At 68.9% G+C, this 21537-nt stretch carries 15 protein-coding genes; 10 read left to right on the top strand and 5 right to left on the bottom strand.

Going from position 1 to position 21537, the window contains the following annotated elements; genetic code table 11:
- The first annotated feature begins 21 nt into the window (after nucleotides 1-21).
- Both ACWGSK_RS05880 and ACWGSK_RS05875 read left to right on the top strand, forming a co-directional pair.
- A complete protein-coding gene (locus ACWGSK_RS05880; RefSeq protein WP_452455310.1) occupies nucleotides 22-960 on the top strand; it encodes a cytochrome d ubiquinol oxidase subunit II in 939 nt (312 codons plus the stop codon).
- A 561-nt stretch (nucleotides 961-1521) separates the two neighbouring features.
- Complete coding sequence (locus tag ACWGSK_RS05875; RefSeq protein ID WP_358510138.1) at nucleotides 1522-1794, top strand: hypothetical protein; 273 nt, start codon at nucleotides 1522-1524, stop codon at nucleotides 1792-1794.
- A 254-nt stretch (nucleotides 1795-2048) separates the two neighbouring features.
- Here ACWGSK_RS05875 and ACWGSK_RS05870 read toward each other — a convergent pair whose 3' ends face one another.
- The 4 genes from ACWGSK_RS05870 to ACWGSK_RS05855 all read right to left on the bottom strand — a co-directional run bounded on the left by ACWGSK_RS05870 (nucleotide 2049) and on the right by ACWGSK_RS05855 (nucleotide 6347).
- Nucleotides 2049-2342, bottom strand: a complete 294-nt coding sequence (locus ACWGSK_RS05870) for a Dabb family protein (protein WP_452455309.1) — start codon at nucleotides 2340-2342, stop codon at nucleotides 2049-2051.
- A gap of 471 nt (nucleotides 2343-2813) precedes the next feature.
- Nucleotides 2814-3083, bottom strand: a complete 270-nt coding sequence (locus ACWGSK_RS05865) for a DUF6406 domain-containing protein (protein WP_067606468.1) — start codon at nucleotides 3081-3083, stop codon at nucleotides 2814-2816.
- Between the two features lie 182 nt (nucleotides 3084-3265).
- A complete protein-coding gene (gene secA2 / locus ACWGSK_RS05860; protein WP_358510132.1) occupies nucleotides 3266-5566 on the bottom strand; it encodes an accessory Sec system translocase SecA2 in 2301 nt (766 codons plus the stop codon).
- 145 nt (nucleotides 5567-5711) lie between these two features.
- Entirely contained in the window at nucleotides 5712-6347 is a 636-nt protein-coding gene (locus ACWGSK_RS05855) for a GTP-binding protein (RefSeq protein WP_358510129.1), read from the bottom strand.
- Between the two features lie 761 nt (nucleotides 6348-7108).
- Here ACWGSK_RS05855 and hisS point away from each other — a divergent pair.
- The 4 genes from hisS to ACWGSK_RS05835 all read left to right on the top strand — a co-directional run bounded on the left by hisS (nucleotide 7109) and on the right by ACWGSK_RS05835 (nucleotide 15098).
- On the top strand, nucleotides 7109-8428 hold the full coding sequence (hisS, locus tag ACWGSK_RS05850) for a histidine--tRNA ligase (RefSeq protein ID WP_358510126.1): 1320 nt from the start codon (nucleotides 7109-7111) through the stop codon (nucleotides 8426-8428).
- Between the two features lie 238 nt (nucleotides 8429-8666).
- Nucleotides 8667-11123, top strand: coding sequence for an ATP-binding protein (locus tag ACWGSK_RS05845; protein ID WP_452455308.1), 2457 nt, complete (start codon nucleotides 8667-8669; stop codon nucleotides 11121-11123).
- A 153-nt stretch (nucleotides 11124-11276) separates the two neighbouring features.
- Nucleotides 11277-13841 (top strand): LuxR C-terminal-related transcriptional regulator, encoded by a 2565-nt coding sequence (locus ACWGSK_RS05840; protein WP_452455365.1) that lies wholly within the window; start codon nucleotides 11277-11279, stop codon nucleotides 13839-13841.
- A gap of 414 nt (nucleotides 13842-14255) precedes the next feature.
- Nucleotides 14256-15098, top strand: coding sequence for an AMP-binding protein (locus ACWGSK_RS05835; protein ID WP_358510121.1), 843 nt, complete (start codon nucleotides 14256-14258; stop codon nucleotides 15096-15098).
- A gap of 5 nt (nucleotides 15099-15103) precedes the next feature.
- Here ACWGSK_RS05835 and ACWGSK_RS05830 read toward each other — a convergent pair whose 3' ends face one another.
- On the bottom strand, nucleotides 15104-15628 hold the full coding sequence (locus tag ACWGSK_RS05830; protein WP_452455307.1) for an ATP-binding protein: 525 nt from the start codon (nucleotides 15626-15628) through the stop codon (nucleotides 15104-15106).
- Between the two features lie 683 nt (nucleotides 15629-16311).
- Here ACWGSK_RS05830 and ACWGSK_RS05825 point away from each other — a divergent pair.
- The 4 genes from ACWGSK_RS05825 (at nucleotide 16312) to ACWGSK_RS05810 (ending at nucleotide 21487) form a co-directional block, all read left to right on the top strand.
- Nucleotides 16312-17916: an ABC transporter substrate-binding protein gene (locus tag ACWGSK_RS05825; protein WP_358510115.1), complete on the top strand. Its 1605-nt coding sequence runs from the start codon at nucleotides 16312-16314 to the stop codon at nucleotides 17914-17916.
- Nucleotides 17917-18009: 93 nt separating this feature from the next.
- A complete protein-coding gene (locus ACWGSK_RS05820; RefSeq protein WP_358510112.1) occupies nucleotides 18010-18945 on the top strand; it encodes an ABC transporter permease in 936 nt (311 codons plus the stop codon).
- Nucleotides 18942-19823 carry an ABC transporter permease gene (locus ACWGSK_RS05815; protein WP_452455306.1) on the top strand — a complete coding sequence of 294 codons (882 nt, stop codon included), beginning with the start codon at nucleotides 18942-18944 and terminating at the stop codon, nucleotides 19821-19823. The genes ACWGSK_RS05820 and ACWGSK_RS05815 overlap by 4 nt, the downstream gene beginning before the upstream one ends.
- A complete protein-coding gene (locus ACWGSK_RS05810) occupies nucleotides 19820-21487 on the top strand; it encodes an ABC transporter ATP-binding protein (protein ID WP_452455305.1) in 1668 nt (555 codons plus the stop codon). Before ACWGSK_RS05815 ends, ACWGSK_RS05810 begins: the two co-directional genes overlap by 4 nt.
- Nucleotides 21488-21537: the final 50 nt, after the last annotated feature.

Here is a 21537-nt window from a genome sequence, read left to right as displayed (position 1 = left end):
GAGCCTGCAGGGATGACACCCATGGAACTCTTCGCTTCTCCGCTCCTGACCGCATCACTCCTCGGCCTGTTCGTCGTGGGCTACCTCGTCCTGGCCGGGGCCGACGTGGGCCTGGGCATGCTGATGCCGCACCTGGCCCGTACACCCGAGCAGCGGCGCCGGGTGGTGTCCGCGATCGCGCCCTACTTCCTGGCCTCCGAGGTCTGGTTGGTGGCCGCCGTGGGGGTGATGGCGGGAATGCTCCCGGACGTGGAACACCGGGTGGTCGCCACCCTGTGGCCGGTTCTGCTGCTCCTTCTCGCGGCGTGGGTGCTGCGCGACGCGGGGTTGTGGTTCCGTGCCCGGGTCGACTCCCCCGGCTGGCGGTCCACCTGCGACACCGCGATCGTGACGGGCAGTTGGCTGCTGGCCGGCTCGTGGGGTGTGGCACTGGCGGGCCTGCTCGCGGGCGAGCTCGCCTTGTCGCCCTTCACGGTGGTCTGCGCCGCCACGGTGGTGTCGTTGTTCGCGCTGCGCGGGGCCGCCTTCGGCGCCGAACGGTTGGTGGGCTCCGCCGAGGCGGAGAGCGCGGACGTGGCCGCGCGTGCCACCCGGACCCTGTCCCGGGTCGCGCTGGCCGCGGTCCTGGTGACGGCCGCCGTGGCGGTGGGTCCGGGCGTGGTCCCCATGGTGCGGGTGGAGGCGGCACTGGTGCTGACGGTGGTGGCGGTGGCGGTCCTGGCCGCGACCGCGGGGTTGGCGGGGCCGATGCTCTCGCGGCACACCTCCGCGATGGCCATCGCGGTTCCGGGGCTGATCGTGGCGTTGTCCGCGGGCCTGTCGGTCACCCCGCTCCCGGGCACGACCGGGGTGTTCGTGTGGTCGGTGCTGCTGCCCACGATTCCGGTCATGCTCCTGGGACAGGTTTGGCTGTACCGAATGACACGCCGACCGGCCGCCGAACCCACCTTCTTCGCCTGACCTTCCGAGTGTGATGACCCAGTTCAGCGACGCGGGGCCGGGCTCTGGGCCCCACGCGATCCCAAGGTCGGGTCGGCGTCGAGGGTCGGTCTCCGGTTGGGAAAGACTCGCGGTGGGAAGTTCAACCTTCGGGAAAGCTCCGAGCCCTTGAGGAGGGACCGTGACCCACTCCCTGATCACGACCCCGCGACAGGCAGGGTGCAGCTGTGGTTCCGGCTGCGGCTGCGGCTGCCAGAGCGGTGGTTCCTGCAACTGCGGCGGAAACTGCGGTTGACCCTCGGGAGACGTCCGGCGGCCACCGGTCTCCCGCCCCCTACCAGTGGGCTGCCCCTCCCCTTGGGGGCAGCCCCTCCGACCTAACGGGTACCGAACGTTCCCGGCGGTTTCGCACGCACCGACTCGCGACAATGGGCAATGATATGTGTACTGTGAGTCACAGCGTTTCCCTGTAGGGAGAGACGCCGGGTACCCACCCGTTGGGGGAGATCAGCGATGCCGCCGTTCACCAGTCCAGCGAACCGGAGGGGACGACCCTCCGAACACGCGCGCCTGCTCCAGTGTGTGCAGGAGATACTGGAACGCTCCGATCGGGCCGTGCCCTGGGATCCGGATACCGTCGGGCTCCCCGACGCCCACTCCGACAGCGCGCTGGCCCGCATCAACGACGTCGCCTTCTACGCGAACGCGCGCGAGGAGGTCACCAACCTGGCCGGCGTGTGCGCGCACCTGCTCCTCCTGCACAGCCCCGACGGGGACGACGGATCCCGGTGTCAGGGCTGTCGGCTCCCCTGGCCCTGCCCGAGCTTCGGTGAGATCTCCCGCCTCCTGGGCTGAGCCCCCGCCCCGCACAACGGACGTCGCCCGCCGAAGTCGGGGCGCGATCCGACTTCGACGGGCGACGGTCTTCTCTCTGCCCGCCGTCGACGACCACCCACGACCGAACAGTCGAGGTGCCCTCACCGGGCGGGACATACCCAGAGAATAAACTGAAACTCGTTCTACCGCAAGACCCGAACCAGATTCGGAACATGCTGACATCCCAGTGAAATACGGGCGTCAGCTTTTCTGGAACAGGATCTATTCCAAGCTCACACCTGGCACTGGACGGCGGCGCGCTCGGCGAGCAGCGGGCGGATCACCGCGAGCGCGGCCTGGTGGTCGGGGTGGTCCCGGTAGGCGACGAATCCCGCCTCGTCGGCGACGTCGGCCACCACGGCGAAGTCGAAGGTGTCGGAACCGATTCCCAGGTCCGGGCCGAAGGTGTACGCGTCGAGCGCGGAGATCACGTCGGGCAGGATCCCCAGCGCCTCCTCCACCCGTGCGACCTGCTCGGGGGTGGTGCCGTCCTGCCAGCGGAACAGAGCGATGTGTCGAAGTGCCATGCCGCCGAACCTATCGGGAGCCGCGATCCGGCGCGGGGGTGGCCAGGCCCAGGGGCGGGGGACAGCCCCTGGGACCGACCTTGGTCGGCAGGCGTGATGACCGTCCCCCCATCGAAACGAGGACTCTCCCACCGGTCACCTGCGGGGCGTGCCGTGCAACTTCGACGTTAACGAAGCATCGGCGACACGAACACCCCTGTTGGATAACCGGAACGTCTCGATTGACCGAAAGATGATGCCGGCGACACCGCGCCGACCTGCGACGACGGAACGTCACCGCGGTATGCGTCCACCCCGAAGAGACGGGGGGACCGCACCTCACGAACTCCCGGAATATGGTCGGCACACAAAACCCCCCGCCGGAAACCGCAAGACAATACCCTCCGCAACGATCAGTGAAACAGTTGCAGAGGGTTGCAATTCCAACGGGGGGCGAACAAAGAAGAGGGCGACGAGAAGTCGACCCGCGAGTCAACTAATCCTGGTCGCCAGTAGATACGCGCTCGGAGAATCGGCGTCGACTATTTCGCCGACCCGCCAGACCTGACCCCCGACGCTGAACACGTCACCCACCCGGACATCGATCATGGGAGTGGGACGCCACTCCTTCGGCCCACCGATCTTGGCCACAGGGCGGCCCTCGTCGTCGATCCAGAAACTCCCGCCACCAACGGGACCCCCGGCGAAGCGGTCGTTTCGACCGTAACTGATCTTCTCTTGCGCACCGATCTCGTGAGCCACCGTGGATGCAATCCCAACCGTCTCGGGTTCTATTGAAAACGCTTCCATATTAACCCTCTCCCGGTCATTACACAGGGGGCAGAGGGAGCGTCCCAGCGTTTTGAGAAGAATAGCCGACAAAGGTAATGCGCGGGCCGGGACCTTGGTCCTGACCCGCGCATGGGATCTGCGGAGGGTGACGGCTAGTCGTCGGATCCCCGGTTGCCCTTGAGGCGACCCACCAGGGTCTCCAGGGCGGAGCTGAACGGATGGTCGTGCACCATGTACGTCCACGTCATCGAGGGACGCTTCACCCCGACCCCGCTCACGTCCAGCTCACCGTCGACGACCTCCAACTCGGCGAAGCTCTCGGCGGCGCGGGCGCGGGCCTCGTCCAGGAAACCCTTGAAGACCGGGACGGCCTCACGGTTGAACTCGTCCAGAGGGTCGCGACGACCCAGGTAGCGCAGGTGGATGCCCTCCCGCAGCTCCGACAGGAACGCGTTGTGGTCGGTCCAGCCACGGTCCAGGTGGTAGAGGGTGATCATCCGGGAGGCGTCGCCGACGCGCTCGGCGTCCAACTCCTCCACGAGTTCCTCGTGTCGTTCCTTCTGGTCCTTGGCGATGTGCCGGTCGCCCTGGTCCCCGGTCAGGACCAGTTCGCGGTGCTCCAAGACCACCTCGCGCTGCACGTCGATGAGCTTGTTGTAGCGCCAGGTGTTGCGGTGCACCTCCAACAACTGGCCCTCGGAGACCCGCTGGGCGTGGTCGACCATGTCCAACCACGCCTCGTCGGTGATCTCGCCCTCGGAGGTGGTCTTGTAGCCGGTGCTCTCGGAGGCGTTGTTGACGATCAGGTCGTCGTCCATGCTCACGAAGAAGATGGAGTCACCCGGGTCGCCCTGTCGGCCCGCACGGCCGCGAAGCTGGCCGTCCAGACGGCTACTGGGGTAGCGGCCGAAGCCCATCACGAACAGGCCGCCGGTCTCCACCACCCGTTCACGGTCGGACATGTCGCTGCCGCCGAGTCGGATGTCGGTACCGCGGCCGGCCATCTGGGTGGAGACGGTGACGGCCCCGTAGGTGCCGGCCTCGGCGATGATGGACGCCTCGTCCGCGTCGTTCTTGGCGTTGAGGACCACGCACTCCAGCCCGGCCTCGCGCAGCCGGCCGGCGAGCAGTTCGGACTCGGCGACGTCCTGGGTGCCGATGAGGATGGGGCGGCCGCCCTTGTGGACCTCCTCCACCTTCTCGATGAGGGCGTCCTCCTTCTCCTCGCGCGTGGCGTACAGGCGCGTGCCCTGGTCCTCGCGGACGTTGGGCTTGTTGGAGGGGATGACCGCCACTTCGAGCTCGTAGAACTCGCGCAGCTGCTCGGCCACGGACATCGCCGTACCGGTCATGCCGGCGAGCGTGGGGTAGCGCATGACCAGGGCCTGGACGGTGATGGAGTCCAGGACCTCTCCGGTCTCGCTGATCGCCACCTTCTCCTTGGCCTCGACCGCGGCCTGCAGGCCGTCGGGCCAGCGCTGGAGCAGCGCGATGCGACCACGGGACTCGTTGATGATGCGCACCTCGCCGTCGCGCACGACGTAGTGGACGTCGCGTTGCAACAGCACGTGCGCGTGCAGGGCCAGGTTGACCTGCGGCAGGAGTGAGGAGTCGTCCTCGGAGTAGAGCTCGACTCCGTCCAGGGCCTTCTCGACCGCGTCGATACCGGCGTCGGTGAGCTGGACGTTGCGTCCCTCACCGTCGATCTCGTAGTGCGTGCGCGGCTTGAGGTCGCGCACCACGTCGGCCATCTCGATGTCGGCGGGCACGGCCTCCGCGGCGCCGGCCAGGACCAGCGGCACGCGGGCCTCGTCGACGAGCACGGAGTCGGCCTCGTCGATGATGGCGACGTGGGGTTCGGGGACCACCCGGTCCTCGACGTCGGTGACCATGCGGTCGCGCAGGACGTCGAAACCGAGTTCGCTGACGGCCGCGTAGGTGACGTCGCAGCCGTAGGCGGCCTTGCGCTCCTCGGTCTCGGAGTCCTCGTTGATCCAGCCGACGGTGACGCCGAGCATGCCGTAGAGGGGCTGCATCCACTCGGCGTCGCGTCGAGCGAGGTAGTCGTTCACACTGAGCAGGTGGACACGCTTGCCGCGCAGGGCGAACCCGGCGGCGGCGAGGGCTCCGGCGAGGGTCTTGCCCTCACCGGTGGCCATCTCGGCCACGTGACCGTCGAGCAGCGCCATGACGCCCAGGAGCTGGACGTCGAAGGGTCGTTCGTCGAGGGTACGGCGTGCGGCCTCTCGGCCCACGGCGCACAGGTTGACCAGATCGGCCGTGGAGTAGGGCAGCTCGGCGTAACCGAGCTCGATAGCCTTCTCCTTCAGCTCGTCGTCACTGAGTTCACGCAGACCCTCCTCTTCGGCCTCGATCGCCGGCAGGAGCTTGGTATAGGGCCGCAGGTCCACCGCACCGGGCTTGCCCAGTAGGCGGCGGACGCTTTCCGCCATTCGTCCGAACACCACGCCAGGGTAACGCCGGACACAACCCATTGGTTCCCCCTGGGTGATCGCATGTGCACAACAATGCCGTGAAACCACCCAAAGGGAACTCCTTCGGACAGCGACGGGACCGTGCACCCGTCGGGTCTCGTGTCTAGTTGACCAGCTGGCTCTGGCTCGATCGACCGCCCCCAGAGCGCTGTCGGGCCTCCAGGGCCATGGCGTGCTTGACGAGGGTGAGCAGGACCTTGACCACCGACTTGCGGTCGCGGGCGTCACAGCGGACGACGGGCACGTCGGGGGCCAGGTCCAGGGCGTCGCGCAGTTCGTCCGCGGTGTAGCCCGCCTCGGGGTCGAACTCGTTGACGGCCACGACGAACGGGAGCCGGTACTGACGTTCGAAGTAGTCGAGGGCCTGGAAGGTGTCCTCCAGGCGTCGGGTGTCGGCGAGGATCACCGAGCCGAGGGCGCCTCGGACCAGGTCGTCCCACATGAACCAGAAGCGTTGCTGGCCGGGCGTACCGAACAGGAACAGGGTGAGGTCGGTTTCGAGCGAGATGCGACCGAAGTCCATGGCGACCGTGGTGCTGGTCTTGTCCGGGGTGTGCGAGAGGTCGTCCACGCCGACGCTCGCCGACGTGACGGCCGCCTCGGTGCGGACCGGGGGGATCTCAGAGACAGCCCCGACGAACGTGGTCTTACCGACTCCGAAGCCCCCGGCGATGATGATCTTGGTGGACAGTTCGGTGGGTGCGTGGACGTTGTTCGTACTGTTAGCTGAGTGGATCACAGTTTGTCCTAGCGAGAGTGCCGGGTCTGGACGGACGATTGGCTCACTCGACCCGGTCTGGAGGGGCGCGGATCCGCTCGGGTCCGAACCTCCACGGGAGGATCCGCACCTGGAACCTAACACCGGAAGGACACTGGATTCCGAGGTTTGGGCAGAGTGGTCGGGCCGGTCGGAACGACGTCGAGGTGAGGGGGGTTCCGGTCGGAACGTGACCGTGGACACCCTGGCGCCGGATGTCCGACTCGTAGCCCGGAGTCCGAGTTCGGGCACGGACAGTAGCCAGGAAAGCACATTCCCGTACCCCGGTCGTGGCACTTTACGACATTGTGAGCGGCCATTTTCGGCCGCTTTCGGCCGCGTGGATCCCTGTCCGGCGCCGCTCCCTGCATCTACGGTGGAAAGCAGGGCACCCAGTTGAGTGAGGTCGCCGTCGACTCCTGGCACGAGCACGCGACCCACGGGGCCCCGGCGGCGCCTTGGGGCGCACGACCGCCACCGACGTCTCGCTCTTCGATGTCGAACCGGCCGTACCACCCCGTTCGGGCGTTCCCGAGCCCCACCGGCCCACAACCGTCCACGTGGGCCGGTGGTGGCCCACCCCCGCCCGCTGTCGCCGCTCACGATGCTCAGGCCTCGCCCGGTGCGTAGGATGGACCGCACGCCCCTACCCCGAACAGCGCGCACCCGTGTGCCCGCGTGTTCCCGGCGGGGACGGTGAATCCACAGGCAGAGAACACTCCCAAGGGAGCCGAGAACCCCACATGTCCGATCAGCGCGTCGTCCGCCCCACTCCCATCAGCGGTTTCCCCGAGTGGACCCCTCAGGTCCGGGCCGTGGAGCAGCGTTGGCTGGACCATATCCGCGCCGGGTTCGAGTCCTTCGGCTTCGCGTCCGTGGAGACACCCTCGGTGGAGAACCTGGACGTGCTGATGGCCAAGGGCGAGACCTCCCAGGAGGTCTACACCCTGCACCGTCTCCAGGCCGACGCCAAGGACGACTCCGACGCCAGGCTCGGGCTGCACTTCGACCTGACGGTGCCCTTCGCCCGTTACGTCGCCCAGCACTTCAACGAGCTGACCTTCCCGTTCAAGCGCTACCAGATGCAGCGCGTCTGGCGTGGTGAGCGCCCGCAGGAGGGCCGGTACCGCGAGTTCACCCAGTGCGACATCGACGTCATCAACGTGGACTCGGTACCGCTGCACTTCGACGCCGAACTCCCCCGCATCGCGCACCGGGTGCTCAGCGGACTGGACATCCCCGCCTGGACCCTGAACGTCAACAACCGCAAGGTGCTGCAGGGCCTCTACGAGGGTCTGGGCATCAAGGACCCGATCGCGGTCATCCGCGCCGTGGACAAGCTCCACAAGATCGGGGACGAGGGCGTGCGGGAGATCCTGACCTCCGAGGGCCTGACCACGGAGCAGATCGACCCCTGCCTGGCGCTGGCCCGGATCAAGGGCGACGGCGCGACCGTCGTCACGGCCGTCCGCGAGCTGGGGGTCGTCTCCGAACTGCTGGACGAGGGTCTGGAGGAGTTGGCGTTCGTCATGAACGACCTGGCCGACCTGCCCGAGGGCGACGTGGTGGCGGACCTGTCCATCGCCCGTGGCCTGGACTACTACACCGGCACCGTCTACGAGGCCTCCTTCGACGACGACCCGGGGTACGGCAGCATCTGCGCGGGTGGACGCTACGAGGACCTCGCCGGCCAGTTCATCCGGCGGAAGCTGCCCGGGGTGGGCATCTCCATCGGTCTGACCCGCATCTTCGCCAAGCTCGTCGCGGAAGGACTCATCGAGGGCGGCCGGGTGTGTCCCACCGACGTGATGGTGGTCGTGCCCAACGCCGAGCGACGCGCCGAGGCGCTGCGCACCGGCGAACTGCTGCGCGCACGCGGGTTCAACACCGAGGTGTTCCACTCCACCGCCAAGGTCGGCAAGCAGATCCAGTACGCGTCCAAGAAGGGCGTCCCCTTCGTCTGGTTCCCGCCCTTCGAGGAGGGCGGCGACCACGAGGTCAAGGACATGGAGCGCGGCGAGCAGGCAACCGCCGACCCCACGGACTGGGACCCGAGGGGTTGATCCTCGCTTTCGGGCCCGGGGGAACGTCTCTTCCCCCGGGCCGTCCCGGCCTCGATTCGCGAGGTTCACGGTGGGCCCCTAGCAAATCACGGCCCGGCATGGGCGGTTTCCGCCCCCTTCTGCCGGAACCGGCCATTCACGAGACAGCCGCGGACACCCGGTGCCAGACTGGGACCGGCCGCTTCGTGGGCGTCATGGACACGGGGCGGTCGACATCGGTGTCCTAGTAAACGAGGCCATGTCTCCTCCCCGCCACAACCTGCCCCTGTCCGCCGGCGAGTTCATCCGGTTCGTCGGACGTGAACGCGACATCGTCGACCTGGGTCGCCTGCTCGGGACCGCCAGGATGATCACGCTGACCGGCACCGGTGGAATCGGCAAGACCAGACTCGCCCTCCACCTGGCCGAACGCGTGCTGCGTCAATTCCCCGACGGGGTGCGCTTCATCGACCTGAGCGAGGCCTCCACCCACGAGGAGGCGCTGCGCACCGTCGCCGCCGGGTTGCAGGCCGCCCAGGGCGACTCCACCGCCCTGATGGACGGCATCATCACGGCGCTGCGCACCCAGCACCTGCTACTGCTCCTGGACACCTGTGAGCACGCGGTGGGTCCGATGGCCGAGCTGTGCGAGGCCGTACTTCGCGACTGTCCGCGGGTGCGCATCCTGGCCACCAGCCGTCAGCCGCTCCACGTACCCGAGGAGAGCGTCTGGCGGGTGCCGCCGCTCTCCCTGCCCTCGCGGCCGACCCCCACCGACCCCTACGCCGCGATGCCGGTGCCGATTCCGCGACGGGACGCCCAGCGCTACGAGTCGGTGCGGCTCTTCCTGACCCGCGCGCACGCCGCCCGCGCCGGCTTCGAGATGACACGGGAGAACTCCGGCTACATCGCGGAGATCTGCCGCATGCTCGACGGCCTTCCGCTGGCCATCGAACTGGCCGCCGCCCGGGTCCGGGTCCTGTCGGTCCAACAGATCCTGCGCAGGCTCGACGACCGTTTCCAGTTGCTGACCAGCGACGGCACGGAGAACCTGCCGGCCCGCCAACGCACCCTGCGCGCTGTGTTGGAGTGGAGCCACGGCATGCTCTCCGACGCCGAGCGCGCGCTCCTGCACCGACTGTCCGTGTTCTCCACCTGGTACCTGGAGATGGCCGAGGAGGTGTGCTCCGGCGAAGGGGTCGAGCCCACCGACATCCTGCCGTTGCACTTCTCCCTGCTGGACAAGTCGCTGATCGTGGTGGACGCCGAGATCAACGGCACCGCGCACTACCGGCTCACCGAGACCGTGCGCGCCTACGCCGTCGAACGGTTGGAGGAGGAGGCGGACGTCGACGAACGCTGGTCACGTTTCCTCTCCTTCGCCGTCCAGCGGTTGGAGGACGCGGCCGAACGCGGCTGCTCGCCCAACGACTGGCCCGAGCGGTTGGGCCGGTTGCGCAAACACGACCACAACCGGGAGAACCACACCCGGGTGGTGGCCTGGGCGCTGTCCACGGGGCGGGTGGACGAGGCCCTGCGCGTGTGCGTGGCGCTGCGTTCGTACTGGCTGATGCGGGACCTGTCCGCCGAGGGAGGTCGTCTCCTGGAACTCGCCCTGGCCGTGTCCCCCGACGACCAGTCGCCCCCGCTCCGGGCCCGCGCCCTGGCCCTGCACGCCGAACTGCTTTTGGAGGTCGACCCCGCCACGCGGGTGTCCAACCTGGCCATGTGCGCCTTGGAGTCGGCACGGGCCTGCCGGGAGCCCCGCGCCGCCGCCTCCGCCCTGACGACCCTGGCCACCCTCTCCCTGCGCACCGGTTCGGTGGAGGAGGCCGAACGTCAGGCGGGCAAGGCCATGGGATGGGCCATGATCGCCGGGGACCCGATCACCGAGGCCGACGCGCGCGAAGTCTTGGCCCGCGCGGCCCGGCACCGCGGCGCTCCGAAGGAGGCGGTCGCCCACATGGAGGTGAGCCTGTCCACGGCGCGCACCCTGGGCGACCGATGGATCGAGGCCCGATCCCTGCATGGTCTGGGGTCGATCGCGGCGGAGGCCGGAGAGCACGAGGCCGCTCGCGAGATGCTCTCGGAGGCGCTGGACGTCTTCGGTGAACTGCCCTCCGATCCGGCGGTGGCGCGGTGCGCCGCCGACCTGGGCCGGTTGCACCTGGCCTGGCGCGACCCCCTGTCGGCACGCGCTCCCCTGGCCCGCTGCCTGCAGGTGAGCTTCACCTCGGGTCGCAGGATCTCGGTTGCCCGGGCGTTGGAGGCCCTGGCGGAGCTGGCTCTGGCCGAGGAGGAGGCCACCCGGGCCGCCGCGTTGGCCGGTGTCGCCACCGACCTTCGCAAATCCCTGGAACAACCGTCGGCCGAGACCGTCCGGCTACGCTCGGCGGTGGAGCGTAGGGTGGGCGCGGCCCAGGCCGCCCAGGCGTGGAACGCGTGGCGCTCGCTGCCGTTGGAGCAGGTACGTGACCGCGCCCTGGCCTTTCCCAGACCTCAGGGAGCCCGCGCCGGTGGCCCCGACTCGCTCACCCCTCGTGAGCGGGAGATCGCCATACTGGCCGAGAAGGGTTTGTCCAATCGTGAGATCGCCGAGGAGTTGATCATCAGTCAGGCCACAGCCGCGCGTCATATCGCGAACATCTTCAGAAAACTCTCGATTTCGTCCCGGACGCAGTTGACCGGCTGGACCTCTCCCCGAGAACCTGGCTGAACGTCCCCCGTACGCGCGACGACACTTGCACAGTGCGCGTGCACCCGCTAAACCAGGAAGTCCGCCCTCGACCACCCCGAACCCCTGTGACCCCTGCCTCGCGGCGGTGAACACACCCCCGACCAGCCCCTAATTGTGAAGGCCATGGCACCTTTGACCGCGCCCGCGCGGCACAACCTCCCCCGGCCGGGCACCAGCTTCGTGGGCCGGGAGCCGGATCTGAGCGATCTGCTCCGTCTGCTCGGCTCCAGCCGGTCGGTGACCATTCGTGGCGCCGATGGGATCGGCAAGACGCGACTGGCCCTCCACGTGGCCGAACAGTCCACCGTGTCCTTTCCGGACGGGGTGTGGTTCGCCGATCTCACCGACGTGTGCACCCGCTTGGAGGTGTACGCGCGGATCGCCGAGGCCGTCGGCGTGGTCGAGGAGGCCGGGCAACCCCTGGCCACCACCGTGACCGAGGCACTGCGCGACCGTCGGCTGCTGCTGGTCCTGGACTCGTGTGAGCACGTTGCCGAGGAGGTCACCGAGATCGGCGACGCCCTGTTGGCGTCCTGCCCCTCGGTGTCGTTGATGCTCACCAGCGAGCAGGCGGTGCGGCTGTCCGGCGGCACGGTGTGGATGGTCCCGCCGATGTCCCAGCCGGTGGTGGCGCGCAACGCCCCGCCGCCCGACCCCTCGGGCACCGAACCGGTGCGGTTGTTCCTCGACCGCGCGCGTACTCGTGACCCCCGCTTCGAGGCCTCCCCCGAGGAACTGGACGCGATCTCGGCCCTGTGCGACCTGGCCGGCGGCATGCCGCTCGGTATCGAACTGCTCGGCGCGGAGGCCCCGGAGTCCGGTGTGCGGCCCCTGCTCCAGGGGTTGCGCGACCACCTGGCCTCCCCCGAGCTGCGGCCCGGCCCGGGGCAGGCGGTCTCGCGCAGCCAGGTACTGCCCGTGGTGCTGGACTACGTGTACCGGAACCTGCCCGAACCCGAGCGGGTGCTGTTGCGCCGGCTGTCGGTGTTCCGGGGGTGGGACCTGGAACTGGCCGAACAGGTGTGCTCCGACGAGGGTCTACCCGAGTCCTCCATCCTGGACCTGCTCACCTCCCTGCTGAACCGTTCCCTGGCCACGGTGACCGGCGAGTTCGAGGGACGTGTGCGTTACCGGCTGCCCGAGGCCGTGCGCAGGTTCGCCGAGGATCGTCTGGTCGCCGAGGGCGAGGACCTCCTCTTCCAGGACCGCCTCCTGGACCGGATGCTCGTGCTGGTGGAGGACCTCAGCGGCAAGCTGGAGTCATCTCGTTCGATGCCCTGGTCCGAGCGAGACGCCGGACGGCGTCGGGTGCTCGCCGAGTACGACACGCTCCGCTCGCTGCTGCGCAGGTCCCACCACAGGGCCGCGGCCGAATCGGGGCTTCGACTGTGTGTGAGCCTCTCCGCGCACTGGGTGAGTCACCACAACTATTCCGAGGGTGCCCACTGGATGGACCGGCTGCTCGACCTGGAGGAGGCCGCCAAGGCTCCCTCCAGGGCCCGGGCCCTGGTCGGCCGCGCCCAGTTGGCACGTGTCCGACGCGACCACGACCTGGCCCGCAGCGCGGGCGAAGAGGGGTTGCGGCTGTGCCGGGAGGCCGGGGACGACCTCTTCGTGCGCACCGCCTTCAACCTGTTGGCCCTGGTGGAGGTGCGCGACCGCTGCGTCGAACGCGCCTCGATGCTGGTGGAGGAGGCGCTGCGGCTGTGCCGTGACGCCGGGGACATGTGGGGTGAGGCGATCGCCCTGAGCACCCGAGCGGCCCTGGTGGCCCAGCAGGGGGACCACCCCACCGCCGACCACCACTACAACGCGGCGTTGACCCTGCTCCGCGGGATCGACCACCGTTGGGGCGTGGGTGTGGTCCTCATCGGTCAGGCCCGCGCCGCGGAGATCGGTGGGGACCTGATGACCGCCGACCGTTGCTATCGGGAGGCCCTGGACACCCAGCGGATGATCGGGACGACGGCCGAGGAGGCTCGTTGCCTGGCCGGCATCGGTCGGGTGGCCCACGCCCAGGGCTCACCCGGGCAGGCCTACGACTACCTGAGCGAGGGGCTGCTGCTCAGTCACCAGAGCGGACAGCGCGCCGAGGCCGCCCGGATCCTGACGTCGATCGCCCGGGCCGCCTTCGAGGACGACCTGCGCGAACCCGCCTGCCGGTTGGCCGGAGCGGCCGTCGCCCTGCGCGAACGGGTCGGACTTCCCACCCAAGGCGCCCCGTGGCCGTTCGTGGACGTGGAACCGGTCCGCCGGCGCCGCCGCCATCTGGTGGCCTGGTGGGAGCGGGGGTACCGCATGGGGCAGGCCGAGGCGGTCCAGGAGGCCGAGTGGGTGGTGGCCGAGGCGCGCCGCCCCCCGGAGAAGCGCTCCCGGGCCTCCTCCCCGGTCGGGGAGGGAGGGAAGGCACCGGAGAAGAAGCGGGCCCGCTCGTCGGAACGCCACGGAACGGGGCGTCGACGCGCCCCCGCCGCGACGTACTCCCCCGACGCCACCAGGCCACAGGACGGTCTGACCAAGCGTGAGTTGGAGATCGCCCTCCTGGTCAGCACCGGTCTGAGCAACCCGGAGATCGCGCGGGACCTGTTCATCAGCCCGTCGACGGCCGCCCGACACGTCGCCAACATCAACCGCAAGATGGGTTTCCACTCGCGCGCACAGATCACCGCGTGGGTGGAGCACCACAGGGCCGGTTGAGGGCCCGGGAGACACCCCCCGGGTCGCGTGCGTCCCTGTTCGGGGGCTGTGTAGAAATACCATGCCCCGAATCTACATATGCACATGCATGGCAAGATGCATGTGCATTTGGCTGTGAACAAGCTAGGCTTCAAGCCATGGGACATCAGGCTCGCGACGCCATGGATCCGAGCCCGATCACGTCCCGGAAATGGCCGTCGGGGAGCCTGGTCGAGCACCGGTCGCCCGTCGCGCCTTCGGTCCCGAGGTGGCCCTCGGGACCGGTGGGCACCCGTGTCGGTGCGAGTGGGGAACCGGGGAGGGACCCGCTCGCGACGAGTAGCCGACACGGCGCCTTTCGGTCTCGTCACGTGGAGGGGGCGTGACGAGACCGGAAGGCGAACCCACCACCGCTTCGGTCGACTGGGGGAACGTATGGGGGTAGGGCTGTCTTCTGGAACCGGACGACCAGGTAGGCATCTGCCGCGTCGGGACGATCCGATCGGCTCGCTCACCGGCGGCCTGCGCGAGCGGCTTCGGCTGCGTCCCGGGCTCGGCGGATCGATCAGGGGTAGATCCGGTCGCACCGACGGACTCACCTTCGCGGCCACGGTCGAACAGGCGGCGGCCGGGCTGAGCCGGCGCGGCCTGTGTCTGGGTGACGTGGTGGGCGTTCTCGCGCCCGTCTCACCCAACCGGTTCCTGGCCTCCTACACGGTGATGGCGGTCGGCGGCCGTGCCCTGACCGTCCTGCCCGAGTCCGACGCCGACACCCAGTGCGCGGCGCTCGCCGAGACCGACGCCCGACTGTTGTTGGTCAGCGAGGACCTCGCCGCGCGCGGCCTGGAACTGGCCGAACGATCGCGGGTCCGCCAGATCATCACCTTCGGTTCGGCTCCGGGCACCACGCCCTTCGACGAACTGCTCCTGCCCAGCCCCGACGGCAACGGTTACAGCCCCGCTCGCGGGCTCTTCGACAACGGGCTGCTGGGATACGAGAGCACCGGCGACGGCATCCTGACCACGCTGCACACCCACCACGACCTGTTGGCGAGGTTCGCGGAACTGCGTCAGACCCTGAACCTGACGCCCGACGACGTCGTGGCGGTGGATCGACGAGGGGACGAGGCCACCCGGCTGGCGTTGGTGGCGCTCGCACTGTGGACGGGCGCGTGCGTGGTCGCCGGAGAGGGATGCCCTCCCCCGGAGGGGCGTGGGACAACGGTGGAGTGCGCACCCGACCCGATCCGGGTCGGCACCCCGCCCGGAGCCGACTGAACCGCTCAGGACCCGCTGGAGGCCGCCTCGTCGTCGATCTCGAACCAGGCGACGTGGGTGGCCTCGCTGCAGTACTCACCGCTGCGCGTCGCGCAGTTCTCCACGATGAACTTCCCGCGGCCGAAGTCGCCGCCGTCCTCGCGGGTGTGCTCGTCCGCGGAGCCATCGGGTTCGCGTTCTCCCTGGTCGGCGACGGCCACCCGCAGGCGTCCCTCGTCCGAGCGGATGAACAGTGTCATGACCCCGCCGCTCTGACCGGAGCGGGAGTGCAGCAGGGCGTTGGTGGCCAGTTCGCTGACGGAGAGTTCGGCGTCGTCCAAGGCCCCCTCGGAGTGACCGGTCCGGGAAAGGAACTCGCGCACTCGGGCACGGATGGAACGCACCGCGGTCAGGTTCCCCGCGCAGCTCCACACGGTGTGGTCGGTGACCCCACCGGTCATATCCGCCACGTCGATCGCCGGCGCGGCCGACGTCGCGGCGTCCGGGGCCCGCGGGGGCACGTAGTCCCGGAGTTGCCTCGCCTCAGCCATCCGGTCACTCCAATCACCCGCGTCGGGCGCGCGGGTCGCGCCGCCTGCACTCACCTTAGACAAGGGTGCACCGGGTACAGAACAGCACACCCACGTTCGTGGCGCCGGCGATTGGCCACAAAACCCCTTCCCGTGTCCTCCCCGATATGGACAAAGGAAACAGCTCGGGACCCCAGCGGCGCCCATGTGAGGTGCAACACGTTGGCAATACCCTGCCGAAACCGGCATCGGGGGCGATCCGCGACCACCTGCCGCGGGCCCACCTCCACCAAGATATCGGTCACCGTGCGTCACCGGGCATCCGGTAAAGCGAGAAAAGTCTCGCCTAAACACCACGGTTTCGCGTCCCGGTGACAACGATGGGGACACAACACCGAGCGTGGAAACGCCCCGCCGGCACTCACGGGTCACACGAAAGCGCACATGTCACACCACCACGGTTTCGCACGGAACGGCCCGCTCCACGTGGGGTTTCCGCCGGTCCAGAGACCTCCCTCTCCGTCACTCGCTGGAAACCGATGGTTCACACCCGCCCCGGTTTCTACCCCGCTTGACGCCCTATGCAGGGACAACAAGGATCTTTGGGACCGACTCTTCCACGTCACCCGGGGACACGCCCCCACTCTCCGAGTGCCGGTGCCCTGTCGGTCGAACCCCGTCCGTATCCCCAACCGAGGTGTCACGTGCCGACCCTGCCCGAAGACTCCACCCCCGTTCAGCGCCTCACCAGTCGCCGCAGCCTCCTCAAGGTCTCCGCCGCCGGCGCAGCCGTCGCCCCGGTACTCGCCGCGTGCGGCGGTGGTGACTCCGATTCCGGCGGTGGGGCCGAAGGGGACCCCCAGCGGGGTGGCCGACTGCGGGTCGGGGTGGCCGGCGGTGGCTCCGGTGACACCCTCGACGCGCACGACCCCACCGACAACGTCGACATCGCGCGCAACTACGCGCTCTACGCGGCGTTGATGCGCTTCGCCAACGACGGCACCATCGAGCCGTACCTGGCCGAGTCGCTGGAGGCCAACGAGGACGGGACCGAATGGACCCTGGTCCTCAAGGAAGGACTGACCTTCCACGACGACTCCCCCGTCGACGCCGAGGCGGTCGTCTACTCGCTGCGGCGCATCCTCGACCCCGAGAACCCCATGCGCGGCGCGGGCGACATGCCCGGAGTCGACCCCGAGAAGCTGGAGATCGTCGACGACCTGACCGTCCTCATCCCCGTCGACGAACCGCTGGTGACCCTGCCCGAGGCACTCGCCGAGTACTACAACTGCGTCGTCCCGGTCGACTACGACCCGGAGAACCCGATCGGCGCCGGACCGTTCAAGTACTCCGAGTTCGTCGTGGGCGAGTACAGCCTCTTCGAACGCCATGAGGGCTTCCACGTCGAGGGACAGCCGTACGTGGACGAACTGGAGATCATCGACTTCCCCGACGACGACGCCCGCGTCAACGCGCTCAACAGCGGCAGCGTCGAGATCATCAGTCAGGTGCCGCACGCCCAGGTCACCATCATCGAGGCCGACCCGAACCTGGAACTCATGGAGTCCGAGACCGGCATGTGGCTGCCGTTCACGATGAACATCGAGGAGAAGCCGTTCGACGACGTACGCGTCCGTCAGGCCTTCCGGCTCATCGTGGACCGCCAGGAGATGATCGACCAGGCCCTCGCCGGCTACGGTCAGGTCGGCAACGACATGTACGCGCGGATGGACCCCTCCTACCCCGAGGACTTCCCGCAGCGTGAGCAGGACATCGACGAGGCCAAGCGGCTGCTGGACGACGCCGGGTACGAGGACGGCCTGGACGTCGAGCTGGTCACCTCCGACATCAGCGCCGGTGTGGTCGCCGCCGCCGAGGTCTTCCAGGAGCAGGCCCGTGAGGCCGGGGTGAACGTGAGCCTGCGCCGCGTCAACCCCAGCGACTACTGGAACCCCGAGGAGGGTTTCCCCTACCCCCTGGGCCAGGACTTCTGGAGCGCCCGCAACTACATCACCCAGACCGCGCAGGGCTCCGTCGTGGGCGCCCCCTACAACGAGACCATGTGGGGCGAGCACGAGGAGTGGCTCGACCACCTGACACAGGCGCGCCAGACCGCCGACGACGACGAGCGCAACGAGCTCATCCGCAAGGCGCAGGAGATCGAGTACGAGGAGGGCGGCTACATCGTGTGGGGCTTCGTGAATCTGATCGACGCCCACTCCAACCGGGTGCACGGGCTGGAGCCCGCCGTCTCCGGCCACCCCTTGGGCTCGTACGCCTTCCACACCATGTGGATGGAGCAGGACTAAGCGGTGTTCTGGCGCCCCCGTGGTTCACGGAGCAGACCCCTGGCGCCACCGGACCTCCCCGGATTTCCGTAGTCCCGCTATCGAAAGCTCACCATGACTCGACTCATCGTCGTACGCCTCTTCTTCGGCGCGCTGACGCTCTGGGCGGTGTCCCTCGTGGTCTTCGCGGCCACGCAGGCGCTACCGGGCGACGCGGCCCAACTCATCCTGGGCCGCGACGCCACCCCGGAGCGTTTGGCGGCACTGCGCGACCAGCTCGACCTGCACGAGCCGGTGGCCGTCCAGTACGCGCAGTGGCTGCAGGGGATCGTCCAAGGCGACCTCGGCACCTCCTTCTCCAATCGGCAACCCGTCTCCGAGTACCTGGCCTCCCCCGTCCAGAACTCGATGACCCTCATGGGTCTGTCCGCGCTGGTCGCCACCCCCATCGCGCTGTTCGTCGGCGCGTTCAGCGCGCTGCGCCGGGACCGCGGCTTCGACCACTCCGCCTCCATGGGCACCCTGGTCCTGGCCTCCGTCCCGGAGTTCGTGGTCGGCATCCTGTTGATCCTGCTCCTGGGCCCGGGCGGTCTCGATCTGTTCCCGTCGGTCTACGCCCGTGAGGGTGGACCGGAACAGTGGGTGCTGCCGGTGCTCACGCTCTCCCTGGCCGTCGCCCCACCGATCGTCCGCATGATGCGGGCGACGATGATCGAGGTCCTGGAGAGCGAGTACGTGCAACAGGCACGCCTCAAGGGCGTGTCCGAACGCGTTGTGTTGTGGCGGCACGCCGCGCCCAACGCGATCGGCCCCGTGGCCCAGGTGGTCGCCCTGCAGTTGGCCTGGTTGGCCGGCGGTGTGGTGGCCATCGAGTTCCTGTTCAACTTCCCCGGCGTCGGCAAGGTCCTCATGGACGCCATCGAAGACCGTGACGTGCCGTTGATCCAGGCCGTGGTCCTGCTCATCGCGGGGATCTACATCCTGGTCAACCTGATCGCCGACGTGGTCGGGCTGGCGGCCAACCCGAAGGTGAGGGTCGCGAACCGATGAGTGAACCTTCGATGAGCACCACCCCCAAGACGCCGGTCCGGCGTCCGGGGCTGTTCCGGACCGCGTGGCGGTTCGGGCGTACCAGGATCGGTGTGGCCCTGACCGGCCTCGTCGTACTGGTCGCCGTGGTGGGCCCCTTCGTGGCCCCCTACACACCCACCGAGTTCGTGGCCAAGCCGTTCGAATCGGGTGTGGACGATGTGCTGTTCGGCGGTGACAACCGAGGCCGCGACGTGCTCACCCGGTTCCTGTGGGGCGGATGGACGCTGTTGCTGCTGGCCGGCTCCGCCGCCGGTATCGGCGTGGCCGCGGGCACCGTGATCGGCATCATCGCCGGTTACCGCCGAGGCTGGGTGGACGACGTCCTCATGCGGGTCAACGACGTCCTACTGGCGTTCCCACAGCTCATCGCGGCGCTGCTGGTGATGTCGATCATCGGCCCGAAGGTGTGGCTGATCGTCACCGTGATCGCGGTGTCGCACATGCCACGCGTGGCCCGGGTGATCCGTGAGGCCACCCGCAAGGTGATCGAACAGGACTACGTGAAGGCCGCCGAGGCGATCGGGCTGCCTCGTTGGCGGATCATGGCGGTGGAGATCCTGCCGAACGTGACCAGCCCGCTGTTGGTCGAACTGGGCCTGCGCCTGACCTACTCGATCGGGGTGGTGGCCGTGCTGGGCTTCCTCGGCATGGGTATGCAGCCGCCCACCGCCGATTGGGGCCTGATGATCAACGAGAACCGACAGGGGATGGCCGTGCAGCCGTGGGCGGTGGCCCTCCCCGTGACGGCGATCGCGATCCTGACGGTGGGCGCCAACCTCATCACCGACGGGCTGTCCCGCGCGGCGATCGGTATCGATCGGGGGGTCGAGAAGTGACCGAGCATCCGGAACCGACGGGGGCCGACGAGCCCACCGGCGACGAGACCGTGTTGAGGGTCGACGGCCTGACGGTGATCGGTCGTCCCTCGGACGTCGAGATCATCAGCGACGTGTCCGTGACCGTGAACCGAGGAGAGATCCTCGGCCTGGTCGGCGAGTCCGGCTCCGGCAAGACCACACTGGGGCTCTCGCTGCTGCGCCACCTCAAGCGGGCCACGGAGATCACCGACGGTCGGGTGTGGGTCGGCGAACGCGAACTCGCGTCACTGAACGAGCGGCAGGTACGGGAGCTGCGCGGCCGCGCGGTGGCCTACATCCCGCAGTCGCCCGCGTCGGCGCTCAATCCGGCGTTGCGTCTGGGCACCCAGCTGACCGAGGCCGTGCACGACACGGACGCGACGCCAGGGCAGGTCGCGGAGCGGGTGAGCGAGGTCCTACGCGAGGTGGCGCTGCCCGACGACCCCGCGTTCCTACGCCGATACCCGCACCAGTTGTCCGGTGGCCAGCAGCAGCGGGTCGCGATCGCGATGGCGTTCGTGGGACGCCCCGACCTGATCGTGCTGGACGAGCCGACCACCGGTCTGGACGTGACCACCCAGGCGCACGTGTTGGGGACCATCCGGTCGATGACCCGCGAGTACGGGACCGCGGGTGTGTACATCAGCCACGACATGGCGGTCGTCGCGGACCTGGCCGACGACATCGCGGTCATGTACCGCGGTGAGTTGGTCGAGCACGGGCGCGCCGACGAGGTGCTGTCCAACCCCCGGCACGAGTACACACGGCGGCTGCTGATGGCGGTGCCGCTGCTGCGCACCTCCGGGCACGAGGACCCTCCGGAGCGGGACGAGGAGCCGCTGCTGCGGCTCTCCGGGCTGTCCGCCGGGTACGGGCGCACGCGGGTGTTGGAGGGGATCGATCTGTCGGTCTCCCCCGGCGAGTGCGTGGCCCTGCTGGGCGAGTCGGGATCGGGCAAGACGACCCTGTCGCGTTCGGTGGTGGGATTGCACCACCAGTTCTCCGGCGAGATGTCCTTCGACGGGCAGGCCCTGGCCACGAACGGCTATCGGCGCACCGCCGAGCAGCGTCGCCGGATCCAGTACGTGTTCCAGAACCCGTACGAGGCGCTGAACCCGCGCAAGCGGGTGCGCGACCAGATCCTGGGCCCCTACCGGCACCTGGTGGGTCGTCCCGCCGACGCGGATTCGGTGGTGGCCCAGGCCTTGGAACGGGCGGCGCTGCCCGCCTCCTACGGGGAGCGGTTCCCCGAGCAGCTCAGTGGTGGTGAGCGTCAGCGGGTGTGCATCGCCCGCGCGGTGGCGACCCGGCCGGACCTGCTGGTGTGCGACGAGATCACGTCGGCCCTGGACGTGTCGGTGCAGGCGGAGATCGTGAAGCTCCTGCGGTCGTTGCAGGACGACGGGATGGCGCTGCTGTTCGTCACGCACAACATCGCGCTGGTGTCCAACATCGCCGACCGGGTCGCGATCCTCAACGGAGGGAAGATCGTGGAGTACGGGCCGGTGGGACAGGTGATGTCGACCCCCGAACACGAGTACACGCGGGCGTTGATCGCCGACACCCCCGACTTCGAACTGTCGTTCCCGGGCGCTCCGGAGCGCCTGGGCATGGAATCCGAGGGCCGGGTCACCGACGGCTGAACGCAACGGTGAGGGGCCGGGGACACGTGACGTGTCCTCGGCCCCTCACC

Source organism: Nocardiopsis sp. NPDC055551 (assembly GCF_053619415.1).
Note: the sequence above shows the minus strand (reverse complement) of the source record. Positions and strands in the feature narration are given on the sequence as shown.